27 protein-coding genes are annotated in these 26,138 nt (G+C 72.4%); 19 read left to right on the forward strand and 8 right to left on the reverse strand.

The window, feature by feature from the left end; genetic code table 11:
• Positions 1-40: 40 nt before the first annotated feature.
• Both AB0A69_RS25240 and AB0A69_RS25245 read right to left on the reverse strand, forming a co-directional pair.
• A complete protein-coding gene (locus tag AB0A69_RS25240) occupies positions 41-820 on the reverse strand; it encodes a YhjD/YihY/BrkB family envelope integrity protein (protein WP_361426366.1) in 780 nt (259 codons plus the stop codon).
• 102 nt (positions 821-922) lie between these two features.
• Positions 923-1,447 (reverse strand): DUF5994 family protein, encoded by a 525-nt coding sequence (locus tag AB0A69_RS25245; RefSeq protein ID WP_361426228.1) that lies wholly within the window; start codon positions 1,445-1,447, stop codon positions 923-925.
• A 257-nt stretch (positions 1,448-1,704) separates the two neighbouring features.
• Here AB0A69_RS25245 and AB0A69_RS25250 point away from each other — a divergent pair, with 257 nt between their 5' ends.
• The 6 genes from AB0A69_RS25250 (at position 1,705) to AB0A69_RS25275 (ending at position 5,625) form a co-directional block, all read left to right on the forward strand.
• A complete protein-coding gene (locus tag AB0A69_RS25250; protein ID WP_361426231.1) occupies positions 1,705-2,265 on the forward strand; it encodes a DUF5994 family protein in 561 nt (186 codons plus the stop codon).
• Between the two features lie 4 nt (positions 2,266-2,269).
• Positions 2,270-2,494: a hypothetical protein gene (locus AB0A69_RS25255; protein WP_361426234.1), complete on the forward strand. Its 225-nt coding sequence runs from the start codon at positions 2,270-2,272 to the stop codon at positions 2,492-2,494.
• An 88-nt stretch (positions 2,495-2,582) separates the two neighbouring features.
• The gene (locus AB0A69_RS25260) at positions 2,583-2,846 is read left to right on the forward strand and encodes a hypothetical protein (RefSeq protein ID WP_361426237.1); all 264 of its coding nucleotides are present in this window, start codon (positions 2,583-2,585) and stop codon (positions 2,844-2,846) included.
• 284 nt (positions 2,847-3,130) lie between these two features.
• Entirely contained in the window at positions 3,131-3,334 is a 204-nt protein-coding gene (locus tag AB0A69_RS25265; protein WP_010351538.1) for a cold-shock protein, read from the forward strand.
• A 323-nt stretch (positions 3,335-3,657) separates the two neighbouring features.
• Positions 3,658-5,154, forward strand: coding sequence for a DEAD/DEAH box helicase (locus tag AB0A69_RS25270; protein ID WP_361426241.1), 1,497 nt, complete (start codon positions 3,658-3,660; stop codon positions 5,152-5,154).
• Positions 5,155-5,205: 51 nt separating this feature from the next.
• A complete protein-coding gene (locus AB0A69_RS25275) occupies positions 5,206-5,625 on the forward strand; it encodes a CBS domain-containing protein (RefSeq protein WP_361426244.1) in 420 nt (139 codons plus the stop codon).
• Positions 5,626-5,728: 103 nt separating this feature from the next.
• Here the strand turns inward: AB0A69_RS25275 and AB0A69_RS25280 are convergent, their stop codons facing one another.
• Together AB0A69_RS25280 and AB0A69_RS25285 are read right to left on the reverse strand one after the other, a co-directional pair.
• Positions 5,729-6,088, reverse strand: coding sequence for a hypothetical protein (locus AB0A69_RS25280; protein WP_361426246.1), 360 nt, complete (start codon positions 6,086-6,088; stop codon positions 5,729-5,731).
• Between the two features lie 63 nt (positions 6,089-6,151).
• Positions 6,152-6,937: a hemolysin III family protein gene (locus tag AB0A69_RS25285; RefSeq protein WP_361426249.1), complete on the reverse strand. Its 786-nt coding sequence runs from the start codon at positions 6,935-6,937 to the stop codon at positions 6,152-6,154.
• 284 nt (positions 6,938-7,221) lie between these two features.
• Here AB0A69_RS25285 and AB0A69_RS25290 point away from each other — a divergent pair, with 284 nt between their 5' ends.
• Positions 7,222-7,722, forward strand: a complete 501-nt coding sequence (locus tag AB0A69_RS25290; RefSeq protein WP_361426252.1) for a hypothetical protein — start codon at positions 7,222-7,224, stop codon at positions 7,720-7,722.
• Positions 7,723-7,917: 195 nt separating this feature from the next.
• Here the strand turns inward: AB0A69_RS25290 and AB0A69_RS25295 are convergent, their stop codons facing one another.
• The 4 genes from AB0A69_RS25295 to AB0A69_RS25310 form a co-directional block, all read right to left on the reverse strand.
• Complete coding sequence (locus AB0A69_RS25295; protein ID WP_361426255.1) at positions 7,918-8,712, reverse strand: APH(3')-V family aminoglycoside O-phosphotransferase; 795 nt, start codon at positions 8,710-8,712, stop codon at positions 7,918-7,920.
• A gap of 84 nt (positions 8,713-8,796) precedes the next feature.
• On the reverse strand, positions 8,797-9,993 hold the full coding sequence (locus AB0A69_RS25300; protein ID WP_361426258.1) for an MAB_1171c family putative transporter: 1,197 nt from the start codon (positions 9,991-9,993) through the stop codon (positions 8,797-8,799).
• The gene (locus tag AB0A69_RS25305) at positions 9,983-10,504 is read right to left on the reverse strand and encodes a hypothetical protein (protein ID WP_361426261.1); all 522 of its coding nucleotides are present in this window, start codon (positions 10,502-10,504) and stop codon (positions 9,983-9,985) included. Before AB0A69_RS25305 ends, AB0A69_RS25300 begins: the two co-directional genes overlap by 11 nt.
• Positions 10,505-11,230: 726 nt before the next feature.
• On the reverse strand, positions 11,231-11,740 hold the full coding sequence (locus AB0A69_RS25310) for a hypothetical protein (protein ID WP_361426264.1): 510 nt from the start codon (positions 11,738-11,740) through the stop codon (positions 11,231-11,233).
• A 205-nt stretch (positions 11,741-11,945) separates the two neighbouring features.
• On the opposite strand from AB0A69_RS25310, the gene AB0A69_RS25315 reads away from it, so the two are divergent.
• From AB0A69_RS25315 to AB0A69_RS25370, 12 genes are all read left to right on the forward strand, one after another.
• Entirely contained in the window at positions 11,946-12,968 is a 1,023-nt protein-coding gene (locus AB0A69_RS25315; protein ID WP_361426267.1) for an alcohol dehydrogenase catalytic domain-containing protein, read from the forward strand.
• 82 nt (positions 12,969-13,050) lie between these two features.
• Positions 13,051-14,325, forward strand: coding sequence for a DegT/DnrJ/EryC1/StrS family aminotransferase (locus AB0A69_RS25320; protein ID WP_361426270.1), 1,275 nt, complete (start codon positions 13,051-13,053; stop codon positions 14,323-14,325).
• Positions 14,326-14,414: 89 nt separating this feature from the next.
• Positions 14,415-15,602, forward strand: coding sequence for a 2-deoxy-scyllo-inosose synthase (locus AB0A69_RS25325; protein ID WP_361426273.1), 1,188 nt, complete (start codon positions 14,415-14,417; stop codon positions 15,600-15,602).
• A gap of 90 nt (positions 15,603-15,692) precedes the next feature.
• The gene (locus AB0A69_RS25330; protein ID WP_361426276.1) at positions 15,693-16,958 is read left to right on the forward strand and encodes a glycosyltransferase family 4 protein; all 1,266 of its coding nucleotides are present in this window, start codon (positions 15,693-15,695) and stop codon (positions 16,956-16,958) included.
• On the forward strand, positions 16,955-18,805 hold the full coding sequence (locus AB0A69_RS25335) for an ABC transporter ATP-binding protein (protein ID WP_361426279.1): 1,851 nt from the start codon (positions 16,955-16,957) through the stop codon (positions 18,803-18,805). The genes AB0A69_RS25330 and AB0A69_RS25335 overlap by 4 nt, the downstream gene beginning before the upstream one ends.
• Positions 18,802-20,586 (forward strand): ABC transporter ATP-binding protein, encoded by a 1,785-nt coding sequence (locus AB0A69_RS25340; protein WP_361426282.1) that lies wholly within the window; start codon positions 18,802-18,804, stop codon positions 20,584-20,586. Before AB0A69_RS25335 ends, AB0A69_RS25340 begins: the two co-directional genes overlap by 4 nt.
• Before the next feature lie 149 nt (positions 20,587-20,735).
• Positions 20,736-22,361 (forward strand): GMC family oxidoreductase, encoded by a 1,626-nt coding sequence (locus AB0A69_RS25345; RefSeq protein WP_361426285.1) that lies wholly within the window; start codon positions 20,736-20,738, stop codon positions 22,359-22,361.
• A 61-nt stretch (positions 22,362-22,422) separates the two neighbouring features.
• Positions 22,423-23,322 (forward strand): radical SAM protein, encoded by a 900-nt coding sequence (locus AB0A69_RS25350; RefSeq protein WP_361426288.1) that lies wholly within the window; start codon positions 22,423-22,425, stop codon positions 23,320-23,322.
• Positions 23,319-23,996, forward strand: a complete 678-nt coding sequence (locus AB0A69_RS25355; RefSeq protein WP_361426291.1) for a histidine phosphatase family protein — start codon at positions 23,319-23,321, stop codon at positions 23,994-23,996. The genes AB0A69_RS25350 and AB0A69_RS25355 overlap by 4 nt, the downstream gene beginning before the upstream one ends.
• On the forward strand, positions 23,993-24,244 hold the full coding sequence (locus AB0A69_RS25360) for a DUF6137 domain-containing protein (RefSeq protein ID WP_361426294.1): 252 nt from the start codon (positions 23,993-23,995) through the stop codon (positions 24,242-24,244). Before AB0A69_RS25355 ends, AB0A69_RS25360 begins: the two co-directional genes overlap by 4 nt.
• Positions 24,237-25,298 carry a hypothetical protein gene (locus tag AB0A69_RS25365; RefSeq protein WP_361426297.1) on the forward strand — a complete coding sequence of 354 codons (1,062 nt, stop codon included), beginning with the start codon at positions 24,237-24,239 and terminating at the stop codon, positions 25,296-25,298. The genes AB0A69_RS25360 and AB0A69_RS25365 overlap by 8 nt, the downstream gene beginning before the upstream one ends.
• A complete protein-coding gene (locus AB0A69_RS25370; protein ID WP_361426300.1) occupies positions 25,291-26,133 on the forward strand; it encodes a PIG-L family deacetylase in 843 nt (280 codons plus the stop codon). The genes AB0A69_RS25365 and AB0A69_RS25370 overlap by 8 nt, the downstream gene beginning before the upstream one ends.
• The last annotated feature ends 5 nt before the right edge of the window (positions 26,134-26,138 follow it).

Raw genomic sequence — 26,138 nt, forward strand, 5'->3', positions numbered from 1 at the left:
GCACGGCCATCTGGCGCAAGCCCAACCATGTCGGCAGCGCTCAACGGCGCCGCTTCTGAGCCACTCGCCCGATCTCCTCGTGCGCCAGGCGGCCGACGAGCGCTCCGCCGAAGACGACGACGCCCACCCCGATCAGCCAGGACTGGACGACCAGGACGGTGCCGAACGGGCCGTAGCTGACAGTGTTGGAGGCGATCAGGGGCGAGAAGACGAGCTGGGAGAAGACCCTGAGGCCCAGCAGCCCGAGCACCGTCGCCACCGCGCCGGGCAACAGGGCACGCCAGCGGACTCGCCCACCGAGCAGCATCCGCTGCGACCACCAGAAGAAGAGGACGGCGCTCACCACTGCCATGAGCGCCCCCGTCGGGATGTGGCTCCGCAACGTCGTGGCCGAGGCGAAGAGGTAGCCGGTGAGCCCGGCGAGCCACACCACATGCCGCCACCTCGCCCACCAACGGGCCGAGGGCAGCCCCCAGACCTTCTCGAAGCCCGCCTGCACCAGCGCGGAGAAGCTCAGCCCGAACACGGCGAGGGCGGCGATGCCGAACGCGGTCGTCGTCCTCAGAGCCTGACCGGCCGGCGCGAACAGCCGCTCGACATGCGCCCTGGAGGCCGCCGAAACGCCGAGCCCGTCGCTCAGCCACTGCGCGAAGCCCCGGCCGTGCTGCGGATCGGCGGAGGAGACGATGAGCAGCAGTGGCACCAGCGTGAGGAAGCCAAGTGCCGCGAAGCCCAGCGCACGCTGGAACAGTTCCAGGTCGGTGCCCCGTCTCCACCCGCGCCCTGCCGGCGAACGGCGGATCACGCGGCGCAGCCGCATGTACGGGGAGACATGGCCCGGGGCACCGGAAGGCTTTGGCATGCCTGTCGACTACCACGGCCGCCGGCGATGTCGCGCGAGACGCGGCGCCCAACGCTTCCTCTACCTTTCGGGGCCCTCCTGGCCCGGCCTCGGCTCTTCGGCGGGAATCGCGTGTGCTCGGCGCGTTCCGGTGTCGATGAGGATCTGTTCGGCCCCGGTGACGTTGTCGGCCCGTACGGCCCTGGCCATCGCGGCGCGTGCCGCGTCGGGCGTCGCGTGCGGCGGGACCACGAGCAGGGAGAAGTGGTCCCGATCACCGCGCGTGACGAGGACGGTGTCGTCACCGACGGGGAAGGAGTCGATGTGCACGATCCGGTCGCCGACGACCAGGCGGGTGGGCAACTTCTCCCAGGCGCCGGTGTCCAGGCCGACCCGCGTGACCGGGCCGAGATGCTCGGTCAATGCGCCGATCAGGCCGGGAAGCTCGGCGCCGATGTCACGCGAACGCGGCCACCACGCGCCGTCGAGAATTCCCTCGCGGGTGTGGGTCGTCTCCAGCCTCAGCAGCACCGTTCCGGGCCTCACGGCCTGGTGAACCGCGTCCGGCAGCAGATGGGAGGCGCGGGGGTCGTCGGAGTCGGCCATGGGGTGTCCGCCCGTCTGCGGAGGTTCGGCGCTTCCGCCGAACGGTGAGACCTCGTCTCACCACGGTACTCCGGCCGGCTCTCCGCAAGACCTCGCTCCTCACGAAAAGTGCCTGGTCATACGACCATCCACCGACCGCCATCCGGAGTAGAGTGGAGGCACCGGGAGTACTTCGCACGCCGGCTCAGACGCCGGCGCCATTCTCGGTGAGCGACAACACCGGGACGTCGAAGACGAGCCCGAGACAGGTCCGCGTCATGACCGCGACCATCGAACGTTCAACCATCAACGAGCGACCCGTGCCCTCCTCACCGGTTCGTCTGTCACTGGTCCCGGCGGGCTCGGTTCCAGGTCTCCTGGACGGAGCCTGGTGGCCCCGCTCCCGCGACCTCTCGCGTGAACTCCCCGCCCTCACGGACGCGCTGGACGCACCGTGGGGCCGGGTCACTCGTGTCACGGTGAACCCCTCCCACTGGCCCGTGATCCCGCGCAAGGTGCCCGTGACCGGGCACACCGTGCACGTGGGCTGGTTCGCCGACGAGCAGGACCCGCACAAGCTGATCCTTCTCTCGTACACCCGAGGCCGTATGGACCTCCTGGTGATCCCGCCGGAGGCCGACGCCGCCGCGGCTGCCCGGCTCATGTCCGCCGCTGCCGCTCCGGGGGGCCTGCGCACCGCAAGCACGCTGCTGGGCGACGACTCCGCCCGCGACGGGACGGAGGCCCGAAGCCGGGAGGAAGGCTGGGAAACCGACGGCGGCGCCGGCTCGGCGGGCGGGAGCCCGGCCGGCCTCCTCGACCCGGCCCGAGGGAGGTGAGGACGTGGCAACCATCATCACCGTGGCCCTGATCATCGCCATGATCGGCGCGGGAATGATCCTCATCCACCGGCTCAACACACAGCACGAGGCAAGGATCGCCGCGTTCCGCTACAGCGAGGCCCCGCCGGGAAGCGGCCGGTCGCGCGCCAGGGACCCCTCACCGACAGAACCCGCCGGGTCGCCCACTGTCGACCACCGCGGGCAAGGCACCGGCAGCCGCGGATGAGACCGGCGCTCCCCGACCGGACGCGGTGGGTGTGGCGCGACGGCGTCACACCCACCCCGCACAGGTCTTCCCGATGAACGAGGTCCCCATGAAGTCACCGGAACTGCCCGCTCACGGGCATGCCGACGTCCGCATCGTCGCCTCGTCCCCCGAGACCGCCCGGCAGGTCGCGGAGGTTCTCCGTCGCTGCTTCGCCGCCACGGAACAGCGCAGCTACCCCGTCGACACCGTGAACGGCGGAACCCGCCTCCACCTCACCGTGGACACCACCCAACCGGCAGAACCCGCGCGATCCTGGCTGTCCACCAGTCGGTCGTCCGAGGACGACCGTACGCGGACCGACGAAGTCTGAGGTGAAGAATATCTGTTCCCGCGAGGTGAGGGTTTGACGAACCGCGCGGTGAGTATTTCCGGTGCAACGGCAGAACGAAAATTATTCACCCGCCGCCGGGTGCCGCGGCGTGCTACTGTCGATGTCAGTTGCAGTTGTGGTTCCCAAACTTCAAGTGCCCTCAGTCGGCCTCTGTGCCACTGGGAGCACTTTTGTATTTCCGGTCTTTTTCCGGTGGGGCAATCATCGCGGCGACACGGCGTCCGCGCAGTGCGGATCCCGATGTGCCCCAAAGGAGATATGACATGAGCACTGGTACCGTGAAGTGGTTCAACGCCGAAAAGGGCTTCGGCTTCATCGAGCAGGACGGTGGCGGCCCCGACGTGTTCGCCCACTACTCGAACATCGCCGCCCAGGGCTTCCGCGAGCTGCTCGAAGGCCAGAAGGTCTCCTTCGACATCGCGCAGGGCCAGAAGGGCCCGACGGCGGAGAACATCGTTCCCGCCTGACGCTGACGCGTACGACGTAGCTGGGGCCCGCATCCTTCGGGGTGCGGGCCCCAGCTGCACGCATTTCCCGCAGGGGTTTCACCCCGGGAATATCCGGCGAGGTCCGCGCAGTGATCCTGCGCCGTCACCCCCGAGTGCACCACATTCGGCGCCCCGGCTTCACGCCCGCGTCGCGCCGGTCATTTCCAGCGCTTCCGGCCACGCTATTTTTCCGTCGGCCACATTCGCTTTCGCGCTCCCCTAGGCCCATTCTGGCAATTCTCCGTGCTGCTCATCCGCTGCGGGAAATTCCTTGATATGCGCCGCATCGAGGAAGGTTCCGCATGAACCGCACACGCACGAACGACCGCTTCTCCCGCACCCGTAACGGCGGTGCCGGCTCCGGACAGTCGGGCGGCCGTTTCGGCTCGCCGTCCCGCGGCGGCTCCGGCGGGGCGGGCCGCTCGGGTGGCTACGGCCGCCGGACCGCCGCGGTCCAGGGCGAGTTCGCGCTCCCCAGGACGATCACCCCCGCGCTGCCCGCCGTCGAGGCGTTCGCCGATCTCGACATGCCCCGGCAGTTGCTCGCCGCGCTCACGGCCGAGGGCGTGACCGTACCGTTCCCGATCCAGGGCGCGACCCTGCCGAACACCCTCGCGGGCCGTGACGTCCTGGGCCGCGGCCGCACCGGCTCCGGCAAGACGCTCGCCTTCGGGCTGGCGCTGCTGGCCCGTACCGCCGGTCGGCGCGCCGAGCCCCGGCAGCCGCTCGCCCTGGTCCTCGTCCCCACCCGCGAGCTGGCGCAGCAGGTGACCGACGCGCTCGCTCCCTATGCGCGGTCGCTGAAACTGCGGCTGACCACGGTCGTGGGCGGCATGTCGATCGGCAGGCAGGCGGGCGCCCTGCGAAACGGGGCCGAGGTCGTCGTCGCGACCCCGGGCCGGCTCAAGGACCTCATCGACCGCGGCGACTGCCGGCTGGACCAGGTGGGCATCACCGTGCTGGACGAGGCCGACCAGATGGCGGACATGGGTTTCCTGCCGCAGGTCACCGCGCTGCTCGACCAGGTGCGTCCCGAGGGGCAGCGGATGCTGTTCTCCGCCACCCTGGACCGCAACGTCGACCTGCTGGTCCGCCGCTACCTGTCCGACCCCGTCGTGCACTCCGTGGATCCCTCGGCCGGTGCGGTCACGACGATGGAACACCACGTGCTGCATGTGCACGGCGCCGACAAGCACGCCACCACGACGGAGATCGCCGCGCGTGACGGCCGCGTGATCATGTTCCTGGACACCAAGCACGCCGTCGACCGGCTCACCCGGGACCTGCTGGGCGAGGGCGTACGGGCCGCCGCGCTGCACGGCGGCAAGTCGCAACCCCAGCGCACGCGAACGCTGGAGCAGTTCAAGACCGGGCACGTCACCGTGCTGGTCGCCACGAACGTCGCCGCCCGCGGTATTCACGTCGACAACCTCGATCTCGTCGTCAACGTCGACCCGCCGACCGACCACAAGGACTATCTGCACCGCGGTGGCCGTACCGCCCGCGCGGGCGAGTCCGGCAGCGTCGTCACCCTCGTCACCCCGAACCAGCGGAACGGCATGGTGCGCCTCATGTCGGACGCGGGCATCCGCCCGCGCATCACCCAGGTCCGCTCCGGCGAGGCCGAGCTGAGCCGCATCACCGGCGCGCAGGCCCCTTCCGGCATCCCGGTCGTCATCACCGCACCCGTGGCCGAACGCCCCCAGCGCGCCGCCGCCTCCCGCCGACGGCGCAACCGGCCTCCGCAGGCCATGCGCGGTACCGGCCAACGGCGGTCCGCCTCCGGCTCGGCCGTCTAGACCTTCTTCGTACGCGGGTCGACGCCCGCCTATTCTCTGCAGGAGGCACGTGTGACACCGGTGCAAGCGCATCCCCACCCCACGAACAGCACCCCGGCGGCCAGCACCTCGGCGAACGGGAGCGGGAGCGAGGCCGTGGACGAGGCGGGGCCGCAGGTCTGGGGAGGCATGACCGTCGAGGTGGCCCTGTCCGTCATGGCCAGTGCCCGCGTCGGGCACCTGCTCCTCTGCGACGAGGACGGCCGGGGCACCGGTCTGGTCACCCGCGCCCAGCTCACCGCCGCCCGCGACGACTCCTCGTACACGGACCGTGTCCGCCTGCACGACATCCTCGGCGGCCACGGAACCGGCGCCTCGCCCGTGACCATGGTGGCCGGTACCGAGCACGCGATACGCCACGGTCGGTCCGGAGCGCTGCCCGTGGCCGACGGGCAGGGCCGCACCACGGGCGTCCTGAGTCTCTCCCGCTGAACCGCCTCCGTGAGGGCCCGACCGGCGCGTTCCGGTCGGGCCCGACGTATGCCCGCCCTCCGCCGTGGCGGCGGATCGGTGGCGGCGGATGGGTGGTGGCTGATCAGTGGTCGGTATAGCTGAAGTCGCCCACGGTCCAGGCGCTGACATCCGCGATCGACACGCGGTACATCCCACCCGTCTCCGGGATCCCCACCGTGCCCTGCAGGATCCGGGCGACGTGGAAGTGCAGATGGGTCGGCGGGCCGTCCTTCGGTGCCGACGTACCGAAGACGCCGGCGAACTCGCCCAGGCGGGCCGAATCCGTCAGGACCTCCGACACACGCTGCAGCCACACCGCTTCCGGGGCCAGCCGGCCGGTGATGACCGCCCCACCGGTGACGACGGTCAGGGACATCTGATTGCTCTGGCCGGACTCGACCTTGGCAGCGATGTCGACGAGCAACTCATCAGGCTTGGACATGAGGGCCGATTCTATTCACCGGCCGTCCGGCCGCCTCAAGCGGTGCGCCGCCGGTGAACGAGGTCAGTAGGCAGCGAGGGAGATGGCGATGTAATGCGCGGCGAAGCCTGCCACGGTCAAGGCGTGGAACACCTCGTGGAAGCCGAACCAGCGAGGTGCGGGATCGGGGCGCTGGAGCGCGTAGACCACCGCGCCCGCGCTGTAGAGGAGACCGCCGCTCACGACCAGGATCAGTACGGCCGCACCGCCCGTGCGCAGGAAGTCCGGCAGGTAGCTCACCGGTGCCCAGCCCAGAGCCAGGTAGCACGGGGTGTACAGCCAGCGGGGAGCTCCGACCCAGAGGACCCGGAAGGCGACACCGGCCAGCGCACCCGTCCACACGGCCCACAGCAGGAACGACCGCTGGCCGGGCGGGACGAGAAGCACGGTCAGCGGTGTGCACGTGCCGGCGATGATGAGGAAGATGTTGGCGTGGTCGAGGCGGCGCAGTACCGCCTCGCCGAGTGGCCCCCACGTACCCAGGTGGTATACCGCACTCGTCCCGAACAACAGCCAGGCCGTGACGCAGTAGACGGCGCAGGCCAGGACCGCCTGCGGGGTGCGTGCCAGGCAGACGAGGACGATGCCCGCGATCAGTGACGCGGGGACCATGGCGGCATGGAGCCAGCCGCGCAGCTTGGGTTTGATCGGCGCGACGAGGTCGGCCGCCCGGTCCGCCAGGGCCGCGACCGACGGGAACGCGTCCCCGGCCTTGTCATGGTGTGCGGGGGAATCGCTTCCCGCTTCGGTGTCGTTGCGCGAGACGGCTTCCCGTCCTGTCTCAGACCGCTGGGCATCACTGGGAACCATGTGATCATGCTAGGGAGTCTCCCTTCGACGGCTGTCCCGAAGGGCGCCCCGCAGGGCCACCGGCCGGCCTCGCCACATGGCCGGTTCCGCCGCCCCGTGAGTTCCGGCCCACGTCATCACTCCTCCAACCGGACCTGGATACGTCGTGTAACGCCGACTCACCATGGGCACGATCAAGGCTCCCGAGCAGGGCCCCTCCGCTCGCCTACGCCCAAGGACCGCCGATGCTTCCCGAGTTCCGCTCCCACGCATCCGCCCCCCTCGCACATCAACTGGAACATGGCTTGGGTCTGGCTCCACACCAGGAAGCGAGCCGTCTCGACGTGGAGCGAGTCGCCGACATCGCGGTGGTCGCAGCGGCCCATTCCGACGGCTACGCCGCCACCGCGCACCTCCTCGGCCTGCTGGCCGCACTCCCCGCCCCGACCGAGGCGGGCGAACACTTCTGGTCCGACCTGTGGAGGTCCTCGGGCACCGCCTACCTGCTCCCCGCCAACATCAAGACGCTGGTCCTGCGCTCGCTGGCCGGTGAGGGGGCCGGTCTGGCCCGGCAGATCCTCTCGGCCGTGGACGAGATGACCCCGCCCCAGCACATGGCGGCCGGGGAGGTGATCGGACAGGCACTCGCCGAATCCGACCATCTGCCCGACCTCAAGGCGCAGGTCATCGGCGAACTATGGCTCCGTGACCTCGAACTCACCGCTTGGCGCGTCGTGCACGCGGACCGCAAATCGGCCGGTTTCGACGGACGGGAAGCCTTCCTCGACGCCTGGACGAACGTCTGAGCGCCAGGCTTCTCGGTCCGTGTTTCCGAGCCGTCCGGGACCGACCGGACCCGTCATGAAGCCCCATGACAGCACGGCCCGTGCCGCCGTCGACCTGCTCGCCTCTCTGGCCCAGGAGTGGTTCTTCGGGCTGAGAACCCACGCGGGCGGGGCGCCCAGGTGTGCCTGGGCGCCCCGCAGGGACCGGAGTGCCTTTTAGAAGAACTCGTCGAGCAGCTGGTAGAAGGCCATCTTGTCCTTGTCGACACGGTGGGCGCCGTACCGCTCCAGGAACCGCTCGGCGTACGCGGGGCCGAACCACGGGTCCTCGTCGATCTCCAGCTCCCGGGCGGCGAGGGCGACGTCGGCGTGGCGGTCGGCGACGCCGAGGCGGCCCACGTCGATCACGCCGGTGATCCGGCAGGTCTCCGGGTCCAGCAGCACGTTGTTGGGGCACAGGTCGCCGTGGCAGACGACCAGGTCCTCCTTCTCGGGCCGGGTGCGGTGGAGTTCCGCCAGGAGCTGCTCACCGGTCCAGCCGGTGCGCTCCTCCTGGAGGTCGTCGAGGTCCACCAGGCCCTCGCGGACGTTCTGTTCGGCCTCCGCGACCGCCACGGCGAGGCTGCGGTCGAAGGGGCATGCCTCGACGGGCAGTTCGTGCAGGGTGCGGGCCAGTTCCGCCATGGCCTCGACCACGGCGAACCGCTGGTGCTCGGGCCACTCCTCGGCGGCCGCGACGCCGGGAACGGCCTCGGTGACGAGCCAGGCGCTCGTGTCGTCGGCGCCGCGCTCGACGATGCGGGGGACGGGGATGCCGTGCCGGTGGAGCCACTCCAGCCGGTCGGCCTCGCCGGCGAGGTCGAAGGCGGAGTTCTCCGGGGTGCGGGGGGCGATTTTCGCGTAGAGCTCGGATTCGGAACCGGTGAGGTGATAAACGAAAGCGCCCGAATCTCCTTCGTTGACGGGGTGCCATTCATGGTGCGGGTATTTCCGGCGCAACGTGCTTTCCATGGTCGGCATCATGGCAGAGGCGGAGTGTGTGTTCCGGGCCTTTTCACGGCCGCCGGAATGGTTTCGGACATACGCGGAAGAGGCTCACCGCCCGCCTGCGGCGGGGTCGCGCACGGGGGTCGCGGCGGCGTCGAAGTCCCGTACGCAGGGCGAGAGGTACTCCTCCGTGAGCAGGAGCAGGAAGGCGGTCTCGGCGGCGAGGTCGCCGGCTTCCTGGCTGGCGGTGAAGACCTCGGCGGTGGGGTCCGGTGCGGCACCGGCGAGTTTGGCGGCGCGGGCCCGGCGGAGGATGCAGGCGGTCACATGGGCGTCGGCCCGGTCGGCCGGGACGCCGCAGTGCACCACGTGGGCGCGGGCACCGCGGGAAACGGCCGGATCCGTGTAGTGGCTGAGGACGAGGATGGCGTCGCGGATCTCGATGACCTTCCGGTAGGCGACCTGCCGCCAGGAGAGCTGCGACTGGAGGAGGGCCAGGAGGCGGGACCGGGTGGCGGACAGCGCGACGTGCGGCACGGCGTCCACCAGGTCGCGCCAGAGCGGCCAGATGCGCCAGACGGTGCGGGCGTGGCCGACGGCGTGGCGCAGCTGGAGGACGGTCGGTACGAGGAGCGCGGCGGCGCGCAGCACGGCGTGCAGGCTGAGGACGACGTGGAGCAGGGTGCCCGGGCGGTACCCGCCGGTCAGCAGGTAGTAGTGGGCGAGCCAGTAGATCCCGGCGAGCGCGGTGCCCCAGCCGAAGAGCGTCAGGCCCAGGTTGACGGACCGGTTGGGGCCGCAGCGGCCGTACGTCCAGCAGACCCTGACGCACAGCGCGCAGGCCACGACGTGCACGGTGATGAGGAGGAGCCAGTAGGCGGCGCAGGGGGCGCGGGCGAGCGTGAAGGCCGGCCCGTGGCCCGGCACGTGGGCGGCCCCGAGGCCGGCGAGCGCCAGGAGCGCGGCCATCACGGCGGCCGTGGTGGCGATGACGGTACCGGTGCGGGGCCGTCCCCCGGTGGCGTACGCGGCGAAGTGCAGCACGGCGCCGGCGGACACGACGCCCGCCTGGTTCTTGGCGAGGGAGACGGCCCGCGGGGACTCGGTGAGCGTGGCGACGTACGCGCCCACCGGCTGCAGGTGCAGGGTCATCGCGACGGCGGCGAAGGCCACGGCGAGCCACAGTCCCCGCTGGTGCGGGTGGCGTACGGCGGGGCGGGCCCGTAACAGCACGGCGGCCCACAGCAGGCAGACGCTGAGGGTGTCGAGGGTGGGGCCCCAGTCTCCCGGTACGTCAGAGTTCATGGTCGGTGCTCACTCCGAGGGCCGCGTGCAGTTTGCCGTAGGGGTCGGACAGCGGGTGCCGGTCGGGCGTGGTCTCACCGGTGCGGATCAGGGTGGCCAGCATCTCGGCCTCCTGCTCCTGGCGGGTGGAGTAGTTGGTGCGGGCGAGGATGCGGCGGACGAGACGCGGGCTGAGGTCGTCGAAGAGGCCACCGGGTGCGCCGGCGGAGACGTCCGCGACGGCGTGGTGGTCGAACAGCATGTGCCCGATCTCGTGCAGCACGATGTGCTCCTGGTGGGAGCGGGGGGTGCGCTGCTCGTAGAAGATGTGGTCGTCGGTGTCGGTGGCGACCCAGAGCCCGCACGCGCCGGCCGCGGCGGCCTGGAGAGGCAGGGCGTGCAGGTGGAGGGGCCGCCCGCGGCGGGCGGAGAGGTGGGCGCAGAGCGACTCGATGGAGAAGGGTTGGGGCAGGGCGAGCTGGCCCAGCAGCGGTCGACAGCGTCGGCGCAGCCTGGCGATCCTGTACGACATGCGGTGTGTACCGTTCGGCCTTCCTCGGACGGCGTTGGCGGGCGTGGCGTGAACGGTCCGTCCGCCGGTCGCGCCCGTGCCGTATCCCTCCGCCGTGACGGCGTGCCGGCATCGCCGCGTGACGCCGTGGCGGCACGGCGGCAGGCCCGTGCGCGGGCATGACGGCATGACGGCACGACCCTGCGCGGGCATGACGGCACGACCGTGCGACGCCGTGGCGACGGAGCCCGCACGGCGTACGGCGGGATGACGGCATGGCCGGCCCACCTGGCGGGCGACCCGCGCCGGGCGGCCCGGGGTCCCGTGGTGGTGGTCGCGGCGGTATACGGACGGGCGGCAGGCGGTGGCCGTGGCCGGAACCGGCTGTGGGGCCGGTGACGGGTCACCACTCCGCTACGAAGGGATCTGCGAAGAAATGTGGGAAGAAATCCGCGAAGGGGTCTCTAGCACATGCCGGCGGGCAGTCCCGCGCGGAAACGTGGTCGGCGTCCCGCGCAGGATCCCGTGAGGGAGCCTTCCGACGAACTGGAGGAGCCCTTCGAGACGTCCGTCAAGGAAGTCCCGGAAAAGGGGGAAACGCTTCTTCGCCCTCCGGTGGCGTCTGCTGGTCGATGAACGATGGATGAAAAAATGACAGCCTCCCCATGCATGGCGCCCCCGTCGACGCCAGCGGCCATATTCAGTAGCCCCCGCTATTACTGACCCCGTTGTGCCGTAGTCCCCCGACTACGGCGTGCTCCCGGACGTTCCGGTCGGGCCGCCGTCCGGCGCGGTCGTGTGGTCGTGGTCGTCGACCGATGCGAGGTTCTGCACCCTGCGGGCTTCTTTCACCATGATGAGCAGGGCGTCCAGGCTCTCCGCGGACAACCCCTCGGCCCGCAGGGCGAGGTTGCGCACGCGGGAGTCGCGCAGCGCGGTGGCCAGCTTGAGCTGTGAGTTGACGCGTTCGGCCGTCTCCTCGTTGAGGAAGTACTCGGGCGGCACCCCGAAGAACTCGGCCAGCACGTCCAGTTGCTCCAGCGTGACGTTGCGCTTCTTGCCCGTGGCCAGCTCCCAGAGATAGGTGCCGGAGATGGCACCGCCCGTGGTCTCGCGGATCTCCTTGGCCAGCCGGGCGTAGCCCGGTCGTTTGCGCTCGTCCGGATACAGGGCGGCGATCAACTCGTTGAGCCGCTGGTCGAACTTCCGCAGCAGCGGCCGCTCCGACGGCTCAGGGGCCGACCTGCTGCCCACCATGCGCACCTCTCCCTTCCGTTCCGGCCGCTCCCGGACGCCCGCCCGCTTTAGCGGACAACTTTTGCCTGCTCATCAAACAACCATCAACCACTGTTGACAAGTTGAAGTCCTGCCAGCGTACGATCAAGCGCAGCTTCATCCGCTTTAGCGAACAGCACCCCGCCCGGAGACCGCCGGGCGCTCCTGACCCCGGAGGTTCGGCACGATGAAGGCTCTGGTGTTCGAGGCCCCCGAGCGGGCCCTCCTCACCCACCGCGACATACCTGATCCGGCCCCCGGCGAGGCCCTCGTCCGTATCGCCTACAACTCCGTCTGCGGCAGCGACCTCTCCTTCTACAAGGGCGTCTGGCACGGCTTCACCTACCCGGTCGTCCCCGGCCACGAGTGGAGCGGCACGGTCGTCGACGTCAACGGCCCGCGCGGGGCCGACCTGATCGGCCGCAACGTGGTCGGCGACCTGACCTGCTCGTGCGGCACCTGCGCGCACTGCGAGGCCGGCACGCCGACGCTCTGCGAGGACCTCGGGGAACTCGGGTTCACCCGGGACGGCGCCTGCGCCGAGTACATGACCATCCCGGTGGCCAACCTCAGGCCGCTGCCCGACAGCCTGCCGCTGCGCGCCGCCTGCCAGGTCGAACCGCTGGCGGTCGCGCTCAACGCGGTGGACCGGCTCGGCGTCACCGAGGGCGAGAAGGTGGCCGTCATGGGCGCCGGCGGCATCGGGCTGCTGCTGGCGCAGGCGGTGAGGCTGCGCGGGGGCACCGTCACCGCGGTGGCCGAGCCGGTGGCCGAGCGCCGCGCCGCCGCCCTCGCCATGGGCGTGCCCGCCGCGGTGTCCGGCGAACCGGGCGCGCTGGTCGAGCTGACCCGGACGAACCCCGATGCGGTGCCCGACGTCGTCCTCGATGCCTCCGGTTACCCGACGGCGGTGCAGGAGGCCGTCGAGGCCGTCCGCCCGGGCGGACGCGTCGGGCTGGTCGGCTACCGCATCGAGGAGGCCGCCGTGATGGCCCCGCACCACATCGTGCTCAAGGTGCTCACCGTCCGGGCGTCCATGGGCCCGGGGACCCGCTTCGAGGAGGCCATCGACGTCCTGGCGTCCGGCGCCGTCAACGTGGACGCCCTCCTCAGCCACGAGTTCGCGCTCGACGACTACGCCAAGGCCCTCGACGTGGCGCTGCGCCGCGCCGACGGCAACACCCGCTCGTACTTCAACCTCCAGGCCTGAACGACGCCGCGCCCCCGGCACGGCTTCACCCTCCCGTTCCTCATCCGCACATCCACGGCATGCCCTCAGGAAGGAAGGTCCCATGGTTTCCCGGTTGGCAGTGAAGGGCGGCGACGCGTTACGCACCCGTCCCTGGCCCGCCTGGCCGCAGCCCGCCCCCGGAGTCCCCGACGCGGTGGCGGACGTCCTCGGATCGGGCCGGTGGTCGATCAGCGGCCCCTACCGCGGCACGGCCTCCTACGAACGGCGCTTCGCCCGGGCGTTCGCCGAGTACCACGACGTACCCCACTGCGTGCCCGCCGCGAGCGGCACCGCCAGCCTGATGCTGGCCCTGGAGGCCAGCGGGGTCGGCGCCGGTGACGAGGTGATCGTCCCGGGCCTGTCCTGGGTCGCCTCGGGCTCCACCGTCCTCGGCGTCAACGCCGTCCCCGTCTTCTGCGACGTCGACCCCGACACGCTGTGCATGTCCCCCGAGGCCGTCGAGGCGCTGATCACCGAGCGGACCCGGGCCATCGTGGTGGTCCACCTCTACTCGGCCGTCGCCGACATGGACGCGCTCTCCCGCGTCGCCGAACGCCACGGGCTGCCCCTCATCGAGGACTGCGCCCAGGCGCACGGCGCCACCTACCGAGGGGTCAAGGTCGGCGCGCTCGCCACCGCCGGCACGTTCAGCATGCAGCACAGCAAGGTGCTCACCAGCGGCGAGGGCGGCGCGGTCATCACCCGTGACGCGGACTTCGCCCGCCGCGTCGAACACCTGCGGGCCGACGGCCGCGTCCTGTCCGCCACCGCACCCGCCCCGGGCGCCATGGAGCTCGTCGAGACCGGCGAGCTGATGGGCAACAACCGCTGCCTGTCCGAGTTCCAGGCCGCGATCCTCACCGAGCAGCTCACGCTCCTCGACGAACAGAACGAGACGCGCCGCGCCAACGCCGCCCGGCTCGACGCCCTCCTCGGCGACCTCGGCCTGCGTCCTCAGGAGACCTCCGAGGGCACCACCTCCCGCACGTACTACACGTACGCCGCCCGGCTGCCCGAGGGCGTGCTGGAGGACGTCCCCCTCACCAGCGTGACCGGCGCGCTCACCGCCGAACTCGGTTTCCCCGTGCTGCCCTGCTACGCCCCGATCCCGGTCAACAAGCTGTACGCCCCGCAGACCCGCAAGCGGTACACGCTGGGCCTGGACCACGAGGAGCGCATCGACCCCAAGCGGTTCGCGCTGCCGGTGTGCGAGGACGTCGCACGACGGACCGTGACCCTGCACCACGCCGCCCTGCTCGGCGACGCCGACGACATGGGCGACATCGCCGCGGCCTTCGCGAAGGTCCTCCGGCACGGCGCCGAACTGGCGCCTTGACCGCGGCACCGCGCCGCGCATCAGCACCAGCACCAGCACCAACAGCCCCAGCCCCAGCCCCGCGAACCGCCGGAGGATCGGGAAGGATCATGCAGATCACCCCCATCGCGATGGAAGACGCGTCATTCACCTACCGACTGGGCACCGACTGCGCCGAAGACGTCGTCGCACGCCTCGCCGCACTCGGCGCCAGCAGTTACCTGGTGGTGGCGGACACCACCGTGGCCGAGCTCTACGGGCTCGACCTCACCGCCCGCATCGACAAGGAGGCCGGCCCGGCCCATCTCCTCACCCACGAGGTGGGAGAGGTCCACAAGGGCCTCGCCACCGTCGCCGCGCTCGCCGAACAGGCCCTCGGGCGCGGTGCGGACCGCCGCGCCGTCGTCGTCGCCCTCGGCGGTGGCGTCACCGGCAACATCGCCGGCCTGCTGGCGTCGCTGCTGTTCCGCGGCATCCGCCTCGTCCACGTACCCACCACCGTGGTCGCCATGCTCGACTCGGTGCTCTCCCTGAAGCAGGCCGTCAACGCCAGCTTCGGCAAGAACCTGATCGGCACCTTCTACCAGCCCGTCGAGGTGCTGGCGGACACCGCGATGCTGCGCACGCTGCCGCCCCGCGAGATCCGGTCCGGGATGGGCGAGGTGGTGAAGAACGCCCTGGCCATCCGGCCGTCCATGCTCGACCGGCTCGCCGGCGCGCTGCGGCCCGACACCCGTTACGACGACGACACCCTGCGCTGGATCATCTCCGAGAGCCTGGCCGCCAAGGCCGACGTCACCCGGGACGACAAGCACGAGCGGCGATCCGGCCTCGTCCTGGAGTACGGCCACACCGCCGGGCACGCCATCGAGCACGCCTCCCGCGGCGAGGTCGCCCACGGCGCGGGTGTCGCCATCGGCATGACCATCGCGGCCGAGGTCTCCCGCCGCCTCGGCCACGCCGGCGCGGACCTCGTCGCCCTGCACCGCGAACTCGTCGCCGCCGCCGGGGTGGAGCCGGCGGTGCCGGACCACGTCGACACCGCGCTGGTCAAGAACTGGCTGGCGTACGACAACAAGCGCGGGTACCTCGACAACGCGCCCGGGCACACCCCGATGGTGCTGCTGTCCGCGCCGGGCCGGGTGCTCCACACGGGCGTCATGCCGCTCGTGCCCGTACCCCTCGCGCTGCTGGAGGAGGTCGTCGACGAGTCGGCCGCCCGCGGCCCGGCCCGCGGCGGGACCGCCGAGCCGGCGGCGGCGTACGCGGGCCCTCCGGCGGCCGGTCACCTGCCGTAACCCCGGCCTCGGCCGGGGCGGCCCGCACCGTCCCGTACCGGTACGGCCACCCCCCTTCGCCAACCGCCGTCCTCTTCCGTGGAGTTCTTCGTGCGTGTGCTGCGGCTCACCCCCTTCTTCCACCACGACTGCGTCACCGCCTGGCCCGCGGAGTTCGACGCCGTCGGGGGCATGCAGGTGCAGATCCTCCGCCTCTCGCGGGAACTGGCCGACCGCGGCGTGGAGCAGCTCGTCATGACCGTCGGCTTTCCGGGCCTGCCCCGGGAGCGGGTCGACCGGCCCGGGCTCAGGGTCCGGGTGACCCGGGCGCCGCTGCCCCGGCTGCGCTCGGAACTGACCGGACTCGTCGGGCTGAACCAGGCGTGGCTCGCCGCGGTCCTGGCGTCCTGCGTGCGGCTGCGCCGCAGCTGGAAGCCCGACCTGGTGCACGTCCACGCGGACGGCCAGCTGTGGGCGCTGCTCGCCGGGCCGCTCGTGTCGCGCATCCTCGGCGCGCCGTACAGCGTCACGCTGCACTGCTCGCGGCTGGCCGTGTACGAGCCGATGTCCCGCGTCGACCGGCTCCAGCACCGGCTGGTCAACGCCGCCGAGCGGTACGCGCTGCGGCACGCCCGCCGGGTGTCGACGCTCACGGAGCGCACCGCGGACACGGTGGCGCGGGCGCTGCCGCTCGACCGCGACCTGGTCGACGTGCTGCCCGACTCGGTCGGCGACGTACGGCCGGTGACGCGGCCGAGGGCCGAGAAGTACGTGCGGTCGCTCGGCGTGCCCGCCGGGCGGCCGGTGGTCGGCTTCGTCGGCCGGGTCGCGCACGAGAAGGGGTGGCGGGACTTCGTCTCCATGGCGGAGCGGTGGGACGCCGACTCGGGCGCGCCCGGAGCGGTGTTCCTCGTGGTGGGCGACGGGCCGCAGCGGGAGCGGATGCGGGAGGCCGTCGAGGCGGCGGGGCTCACGGACCGGTTCGTGTTCACCGGGTTCCTGCCGCACGACGTCGTGCCGTCCGTGATGACGGCGCTCGACGTCCTCGTCATGCCGTCCGCGCACGAGGAGCTGGGCGGCAGCGCCCTGGAGGCCATGGTGTGCGGAACGCCGGTGGCGGGCTACGCCGTCGGCGGCCTGCGGGACACGGTCGGCTCGGTCACGCCCGCGCTGCTCGTCCCGCGCGGCGACGTGGCGGCGCTGGCCCGCGCCGCCGGCGACGCGGTCACGGACGCGGACCGGCACCGCACGTCGGTGGCCAAGGCGGTCCCGGACCTGCTGTCCCGGTACGGCGAGGACACCGTCGAGCTGGCGTTGGAGCACTACCGGCGGGCCCTCGGCCGGACGTCCGCGGGAGGTGCCGGGTGGAGGCCATGACGTCGCTGCGACGCTGCGCCCCCTACCTGCGGCCGCACCGCTGGCTGATGGCGGGGGCGTGCGGCGCGGCCCTCGGGTCGATGCTCGCGGGCCTGGCCATGCCGCTGGTGCTCCAGCAGCTGGTGGACGGTCCGGTCGCGGCGCGGGACTTCGCCGCCCTGCCGTGGTTCATCGGCGGGTTCGCCCTGCTCGGCGTCGTCGAGGCGGTCCTGCTGGGCGCCCGGCGGCTGCTCGTGGTGCGGCCGGCGACCCGGCTGGAGACGGCGATGCGGGCGGACGTGGCGGCGCACATCCAGCGGCTTCCGCTGTCGTTCCACGCCCGCTGGCAGTCCGGTCAGCTGCTGTCGAGGACCGTGTCGGACGTGACGGAGATCGGCCGGTTCATCTCGTTCTCGGCCGTGTACCTGGCGGTGAACGTCGCGGCGCTCGTCGTCGGGCTGGTCGTCCTGGCCTGGCTGGCGCCGGTGCTCGCACTGATCGTGTTCCTGGCGTACGCGCCGATGGTGGTGGCCACGACGGTGTTCGAACAGCGGTTCCGGGTGGTGGCCCGGGCCGCGCAGGAGGTGAACGGCGACCTGTCCACCACCGTGGAGGAGTCGGTGCTCGGCGTGCGGGTGCTGAAGGTGTTCGGGCGCGGGCCGGAGACGGTGCGCCGGTTCACCGGGCAGGCCCGTCGGCTGCGCGGTCTGGAGCTGCGGAAGCTCTCGTACACGGCGGCACTGTGGTGGATCATCACGGCGCTGCCGGACCTGGCGATCGTGGCGATGATCGGCTACGGCGGCCACAGCGTCGCCACCGGCGCGCTGTCCCTCGGCACGCTGATGGCGGCGGTGACGGTGGCCACCTATCTGCGCTGGCCGGCGGACACGCTGGGCTGGCTGACGGCCGACGCGTCGACGGCGGCCGCCGCGGCCGACCGGTACTGGCAGGTGCGGGACGAGCCGGTGACGGTGACCGACCCGGAGCGGCCGCGGCCCCTGCCCTCACCGGTACGCGGCGAGATCCGTCTGGAGGACGTGCACTACGCGCACCCGGGTGGCCGCGCGGCGGCGCTGCGCGGTGTCGACCTGACGATCCGGGCGGGCACCGTGGTGGCCGTGGTCGGGGCGACGGGCTCCGGCAAGAGCACGCTGCTGTCGCTGCTGTCCCGGCTGGACGACCCGACGTCGGGGCGGATCACGCTGGACGGCGTGGACCTGCGCGAACTGGCCCTGGCCGACCTGCGGTCGGCGGTGTGCAGCGCGTTCGACGACCCGGTGCTGTTCTCCGGCACGGTGCGGGCCAACGTCACGCTCGGTACGGACGCCGGGCAGGGGGAACAGGCGGACGCGGCGGTGTGGGACGCGCTGCGCACCGTGCGCGCGGACGGATTCGTCTCGGCGCTGCCCGAGAAGCTGTCCACGGTGATCGGCGAGGAGGGCCTCGGCCTGTCCGGCGGCCAGCGGCAGCGGCTGGCGCTCGCGCGGGCGATCCTGCCCGGACCGTCGGTGCTGGTGCTCGACGACGCGCTGTCGGCCCTGGACGTACGGACCGAGCGGGAGGTGGAGGCCGCCCTGCGCGGGGTGCTCGGCGGGGTCACCACGGTCGTCGCCGCACACCGGCCGGGCACGCTGCGCCTGGCCGACCAGGTGGTGTTCCTCTCGGACGGGCGGGTCGCCGCGACGGGCACCCACGAGGAGCTGATGGCCCGGGAGCCGGAGTACCGGCTGCTGGTCCGGCCGTCGCTGCCCACGGTGGGCGGACCCGCGTGGCACCCGGCGCCGGACGTGACGCCGGACGTGACGCCGGACCCGGCGGAGAAGGGTGAGGTGGAGAACGGCATGGCGGGAAGGGGGCGGACGAGGTGAGCGGCTCCGAGGAGGCGCGGTCCCGGGCCCAGCGGAACGCCCTGCTGCGGATGCTGCTGTGGCCGAAGCGGCGGCGGCTGGCGGCCGCCACGGCGCTGGCCCTGGTGGAGAACCTGTGCGGGCTGGTCCCGCCGCTGCTGATCGCCGCGGCCATCGACCGCGGCGTGCCTGCGGCGGCGAACGGACGGTGGACGCCGCTGATCGGCTTCACGGCCGCCGCGCTCGCCGCCGGGCTGACCACGGCGACGCTCAAGTACTGCTTCCTGCGCTACTCCGGGCGGATCGCCCAGGACCTGCTGTTCGAGCTGCGGCACCGGGCCTTCACCCATGTGATGGGCCAGCCGCTGGCGTTCCACGAGTCGTACCCGTCGGGCCGGGTCGTCGCCCGGCTGTCCAGTGACGTGGAGTCGGTCGAGGAGATGCTGGAGATGGGCCTGGACGGGCTGTTCTCCGCGCTGTTCTCGATGGTCGGCATCCTCACCGTGATGCTCTGGCTGGACCAGCCGATGGCCGCGGTCGTGATCGCGCTGTTCGTCCCGCTGTACGCGCTGACGCGCTGGTTCCGGCACCGGTCGCGGCGCGCCTACCGCCGCACCCGGACGGCCGTCGAGGGCGTCGTGCAGCACACGGTGGAGGCGTACAACGGCATCAGGGCCGTGCAGGCGTTCCGCCGCGAGGAGGCCAACGCGGAGCGGCTGCGCGGGCTGGACGCCGGATACGCGGTGGCGCGGGCGGAGGCCGGCTGGGTGAGCGCCGTGTTCAGCGGCGGCGTGAAGCTCATCGGCAACCTGTCGCTGGTGGGGCTGCTGACCCTGGGGGTGTTCCGCATCGACCAGGGCCACCTGGCCCTGGGCACGCTCACGGCGTTCCTGCTGTACGTGCACCGGCTGTACGACCCGATCGACGAGCTCGCGAGCTTCGCCAACGCGTTCTCGGCGGCCTCGGCCGGCCTGGAGAAGATCGGCGCGCTCTTCGTGCGCCATCCGGCGGTGGCCGAGCCGGAGCGGCCGGCGGCACTGCCCTCCGCCCCGCCGGGCGGGCGGGGCGCCGTGCGGTTCGAGGGCGTCCACTTCCGTTACGGCCGGGAGGGCAGGCCCGTCCTGTCGGGCGTCGACCTGGCGCTCGAACCGGGCCGTACGGTCGCCCTGGTGGGCACGACCGGCGCCGGGAAGTCCACCATCGCCAAGCTGGTGGCCCGGCTCTACGACCCCACCGCCGGCCGGGTCACGCTGGACGGGGTCGACCTGCGGGAGCTGGCCGACGCCGAACTGCGCGGCGCCGTCTCGATGATCACCCAGGAGGCGTTCCTGTTCTCCGGGTCGGTGGCCGAGAACATCGCGCTGGGACGGCCGGACGCGTCGCGGGCCGAGATCCGCGCCGCGGCGGAGGCGGTGGGCGCGCACGGCTTCATCGGCGCGCTGCCCGACGGCTACGACACCGACGTGCACAAGCGGGGCACGGGCCTGTCCGCCGGCCAGCGGCAGCTGATCGCCATGGCGCGGGTGATGCTGGCCTCGCCCCGCGTGCTGATCCTCGACGAGGCGACGTCCAGCATGGACACCGCGTCGGAGCGGGCCGTGCACGAGGCGTTGACCCGGGTCCTCGCGGGCCGCACCGCGGTGATCATCGCGCACCGGCTGTCCACGGTCGCCGTCGCCGACCGCGTCCTGGTCATCGAGGACGGGGCGGTGGTGGAGGACGGGCCCCCGGCGCGGCTGCTGGAGGCGGGCGGACGGTTCGCCGACATGCAGCGGGGATGGCTGGCCGCCACGACGGCGTGACGCCGGACACGTACCCCCGGTCGTGAGCGGCCCGGGCGGTGCGCGCGCCGATCCCCCCTGTCGCGCGCGCACCGCTCTTCACACCCCCCTCGGCCCTCCCCCTCCCCCTCCCCCCACACAGTCACTTCCCCTTCGACGAAAGGCACACGATGAAGCGCCTTCGGGGCACCCTGCCCTCGGACGCCCGGCACGCATGGCACCCCGAGCCGCTGGGACCCGCGCACCGCGACGGGTGGGATTCCCGGGACGACGACCGGATCTGGGACGTCGTCGTGATCGGCAGCGGCGCCAGCGGGTCGGTGGCCGCCGACCGGCTCGTCCGGCAGGGACTGGACGTCCTGATGATCGAGGAGGGCTTCCGGCTCTCCCCCGGCCTCGGCAACCCCGAGCTGGACGACATGTGCCGCACGGCGCTGGCCCGTGACGGCGACGGCGGCTGGACCGACGAGGGCTGGCCGTGGACGACGTCCAACCTGGGCGGCGGCACGGTCTTCTACGGCGGCGCCTCCTGGCGCTACCAGCCGTTCGACTTCGACCCGAGCGAGCTGATCGACGCCGGTGACCTCGATGTGCGCTGGCCGTACGGACTCGCCGAACTCGCCCCGTACTACGACGTGCTGGAGCGGCGGCTCGGGGTGTGCGGCGGCCAGGAGGGGGAGGGCAGCCGTGGCCCCGCGCATCCGCCGACGGCCGCGGCCGAGGTGCTGTACGAGGCGGGCACCGCGCTCGGCTACGAGCCCTTCCCCACCCCGCTGGCCATCAACCGGCACGCCCACGGCGGACGTTCGGCGTGCGCCCGGGACTCGCTGTGCGTGAGCCACCAGTGCTCCACGGGCGCCAAGGGGGACGCCGTCGCGGTGTTCCTCACGCCGCTCGCCGGCCACCCGAACTTCAGCTTGCGCACCGGGATGCGGGCGCTGCGCCTGGACCAGGACCGCCCGGACGCGGTCACGTCGGTGACCTGCCTGGACCGGCTGAGCCGCACCACGCACCGGATCCGCGCCCGGTCGTTCGTCGTCGCGTGCAACGCGATCCAGAGCGCCGCACTGCTGCTGCGGTCCCGCGGCGGGCACGCCCCGGAGGGGGTGGGCAACCACTCCGGCCTGGTGGGCCGCGGGCTGACGATGAAGCTGAGCGAGTACGTGAGCGGTGTGGTCGAGGCCCCGGACGCGGGGACGCTCGCCGACTGGCGCACCCACTCCGGCCCGTTCTCCACGATCGCGTTCCTCGACCACTACCTGGACGCGGACTGTCCCACGGGCGTCGGCGGGATGATCTACGAGTCGAAGAACGACATGCCCGAGCGCATCCGGCACGACGCGCTGGAGCTGCGCATCGAGACGATCCTCGCCGACCACCCGAACCTGGACAACCGGGTGCGGCTGTCGCCCCACGTCGACGAGGACGGCGTGCCGGCCGTCGTCATCGACTACACCGCCGACCCGCGCGACCTGCGCCGTCTCGCGTACATGACCGACGTGTGCGAGCGGCTGCTGCGGCAGGCGGGCGCGACCGGCATCCAGCACGAGGAGAGCGGCTTCGCGCAGGGCAGCTGCCACCTGCACGGCACCTGCCGGGCCGGCGACGACCCGGCCACGTCGGTGGTGGACGGCTGGGGCCGCGTCCACTCGGCGCCCAACGTGTACGTCGCCGACGGCAGCTTCATGCCGTACCCGGGTGGCCTCAACCCCACCCTCACCATCCAGGCCCACGCGCTGCGCAGCGCCAAGGCGGTGGCCGGCGACCTCGTGTCGCGCCACGCCGTGCACGTCTGAGTCCCGGCGCCGCGCGCCGCGTCCCCCCGCACCATCCCGACCCCCAACAAGGAGAACCGCCATGGCATCCGACATCGCGTGGCCGCCGCCGGTGCGGCAGGTCCGTGCCTACCGCAACATCGTCGTGGACGGCGCCTGCAACATCCGGTGCACCTACTGCGAGATCAAGAAGACCAAGGTGGACCAGCCCGCCACCATCCGCTCGCTGGACCGGATCTTCGCCGAGTACGAGCCGGACGCGGCGCTGTTCCGGGTGGAGTCCGACGGCGAGATCACCCTCTACCCGAAGATCGTCGACCACCTCCAGAAACGGGCCGCCGAGGGCTACCGCATCGAGGTGCTGAGCAACGGCACCAAACTCCCCAGGGCCCTGGAGGGCCGCCCCGACCTGCTGTGGGTGTTCTCGGTCGACGGGCACACCGAGGCGATGAACTCCAAGCGCGGCCTGAAGCAGGAGCAGATCGACCGCATCCTCGACGCCGCCGTCGAGCTGAAGGCGGAGCTCCAGACCGTGTACTGGGGCCAGTCGGTCGAGGAGGTCAACGAGTACATCGACCTGCTGAAGTCCCGTGGTTACCAGGGCCTGCTGCACTTCATGCCGCTGCTGGCGTTCAAGGGGCAGCCGCTCACGGTCAACCTGCGCTACCAGGACCTGCACCCGGCGGACTTCCTGGCGCCGCCGGAGTACTTCCGCCGCTGGAACCACATCTTCGAGACCGGCAAGCGCGACGCGGTCTGCGACCAGATCACCAACGGCTACAACTACCAGGTCTCCGGCGACGAGATCCGGATGGTCAAGTGCGACTGCTACTCGGTGCCGAAGCACCTGGTGCACGGCTTCGGCCCGATCCGGGAGTTCGACGACTGGCCGTGCGGCACCTGCATCGCCAACCAGGAGTTCAACAACTCGCGCGAGCGGATGCGCGTCCCGCAGGGCCGGATCCCGCTGCCGATCGTATGACGGCGGTCCAGCGGTTCCTGCTGGTCCGGCACGCCGAGGCGAGCCTGAACGTGCTGCGCGACGACGACGTCCTGCCGGGCTTCGACCCGCATGCCGGACTCACGCCGCTCGGTGAACGGCAGGCCCGTGCCCTCGCCGACCACCTCCCCCGGGACCCGGCGGTCCGCCCGCCGGGTCCCGGTCCGGCGCCCGGGCCTCCGGTGCTGCTGTACTCCAGCCCGCAGCGGCGGGCCGCCCGCACCGCGGAGGTGCTGGGCGCCGCCCTGGGCGTACCCGTGGTGGCGGACGGCCGACTGGCGGAACTGCGGGCACCGGAGGTCTTCCCCCGGGCCCTGACGGTCCGGGAGTGGGACGCCGTGCTGGAGGACCGGCTGCGGCGCCCGGCGGCCGAGGTGTCGGGCGTGGAGAGCTGGGTGGCGCAGCGGCGGCGCGTACGGGAGTTCCTGGACGCCCGCTGTCCGGTCGGCGGGGACGGCGCACGGTGGGTGCTCGTGTCGCACTCCGAGACGCTGCAGGCCGTGCTCTTCGAGCTGCTGGGGCTGGACGACGCCCTGCTGCACCGCACCCGCTTCAAGATCAGCAACACCGGTGTGTTCATCGTGGACAGAACGGAGGACGGATGCGCTTCCCTGGTGGTGGCGAACAGCAAGACACACCTGGCCAGGACGGCATGACCCGCATGCTCGTCCTGAAGTGCCTCAGCGACGAGACCGGCGACGACGCCGGGGACATCGTCGCCCAGGGGTTCGTGGACGTGGACGACCGCGAGTTCGTCAACATCCTCAACCGGCTGGAGGGCTACTTCGACTGCACGCTGTGGATGCGGTCGCAGCCGACGCGCCGGTTCGTGGTGCACGACCTGGTGGAGCGGGTGACGGCGGCGACCGCCCCGGGCCGCCCGTCGGAGGTGCGCCATGACTGAGGTGCCCGCCGGGCGGGCCCTGTTCGAGATCTACGACGAGGGCTTCGACTCACCGTCGTGGGGCGGCGTGGAGACCGCCCTGTGGCATCTGGTGCGGTCGCTGCGCGAGGCGGGCGTCGAGGCGGGCTTCTACCGCGCGTCTGAGGGCGCCGACCTGGAGGCGCTGGCCGCGCGCGTGGAGCACGACCGGGTGGACGCGGTCTTCCCCTTGGTGGAGAGCGAGCTCTTCGAGGGGGCGGCGTGGCGGCGGCTGCCCGAGCTGCACGCCCGTACCGTACGGATCTGGCACGACGTCAGCCGCCTGTCGGCCGACCTGTCGGAGCCGCCGCCGTGTCCGGTGCACGCGGCGGCCCCCGCGGTGCCGGGGGCGCCGGTCGCGGACGGGTGCCCGGCGCGGGGCGCGCACCCCGACGGGCCGATGCGCGAGGTGTTCCTGCGGGAGCTGCCCTGGACGCACTGCTTCCCGCACCGGTCGGTGATCCCCTGGGCCGCCGACCACGTGCCGGCGAAGGACCTGTACGACCCGTCGGGGCCCGTGGTGCTCCAGCTCGGCAAGATCGACACGGTGGACGCGGAGCGCTGCCTGCGCCGGCTCACCGGAGCCGGGGTGCCGCTGCGTGTCATCTTCGCCACCTGGTCGCGCCGGGGCCGGGAGGCCCGCGAGCTGGTGCGCGCCCACCAGGGCGCGGGCCGGCCGATCGAGGTGCTGGACGCCTACGACATCCGGACCGACTGGGAGCGCGTCTTCGGCGGTGCGGCGCTGTTCCTGCTGCCGTCGGTGTTCCACGAGACCTTCAACTTCGCGGCGGCGGAGGCCGTGCAGCTGGGCGTGCCGGTGGCGACCCTCGGCGAGGGCGGCAACCTGCCCCGGTTCGCGTCGCTGCGCGCCCCGACGCTGGACGGCCTGCTGGACCGCGTCCTCGCGGGCGGCCGGAGGTTGGGGCCGAAGCCGCGCCCGACGACCGGCTGGCGTGAGGTGGCCGCCCGGTACGCCGGGGTCATCCGCGGGGAGCGGGCCGGACAGTCCGGCCCGGAGGGGGGCCACGATGGGTGAGCCCACGTGGGACCTGCCCGAGGAGCCCGGCCGGGCCGTGACGGAGCGGCTGCGGCAGGGGCGGACGCTGCTCGTCTCGCCGCACCCGGACGACGTGGCGTACTCGTGCGGTGGACTCCTGGCCGCGGTGGGCCGTCCCGCCCACGCGACGCTCCTGACGGTGTTCACGCGGTCCGCGTGGGCGCTGCCGAAGCGGCTGCGGCGGGCCGGGACGCGCGTGATCAGTGACCGGCGCCGCGAGGAGGAGCTGCGCTACTGCCGGCTGCGCGGCCTGGCGGACTACCGGCCGCTCGGTTTCGACGACGCCGGTCTGCGCGGCTACGACGAGGAGACCGAGGTGTCGTCACCGGCCGAGGCGGACGGGGTGCGCGGCGCGGTGGAGGCGGCCGTCGCCGACGCGGTGCGCACGTCGGGCGCCGACACCGTGCTGGCCCCGGCCGCGGTCGGCGGGCACGTCGACCACCTCCTGGTGCACGGCGCGGTGCGTGGCGCGGTGGCGGACGGCGGCCCGCTGGTCCTGTTCTACGAGGACCTGCCCTACGCGGGCCAGCACGACCTCGCGGACGTCGAGCGGACGCTGCGCCACGAGCGCGGTCTGGTGCCCTTCGCGGACGTCGACATCTCGGGTGTCGTGGAGCAGAAGGTGCGCGGCATGTACGTGTACGGCAGCCAGACGGACGACGAGTGCGTACGCGAGACCCTGCGGCACGCGCGGCGCCGCTTCGCGGGCGCGCGCTCCCGGTCCGACGGGACCGGCCCGGGCCCCACGGCGGGCGGCCGGGCCGCGCCGCACACCGAGCGGGTCTGGATGGCCGCCCCGGCGAGGGCCCGGTGAGGGCC

The organism is Streptomyces sp. NPDC045431 (genome assembly GCF_040646655.1).
Lineage (GTDB): Bacteria > Actinomycetota > Actinomycetes > Streptomycetales > Streptomycetaceae > Streptomyces.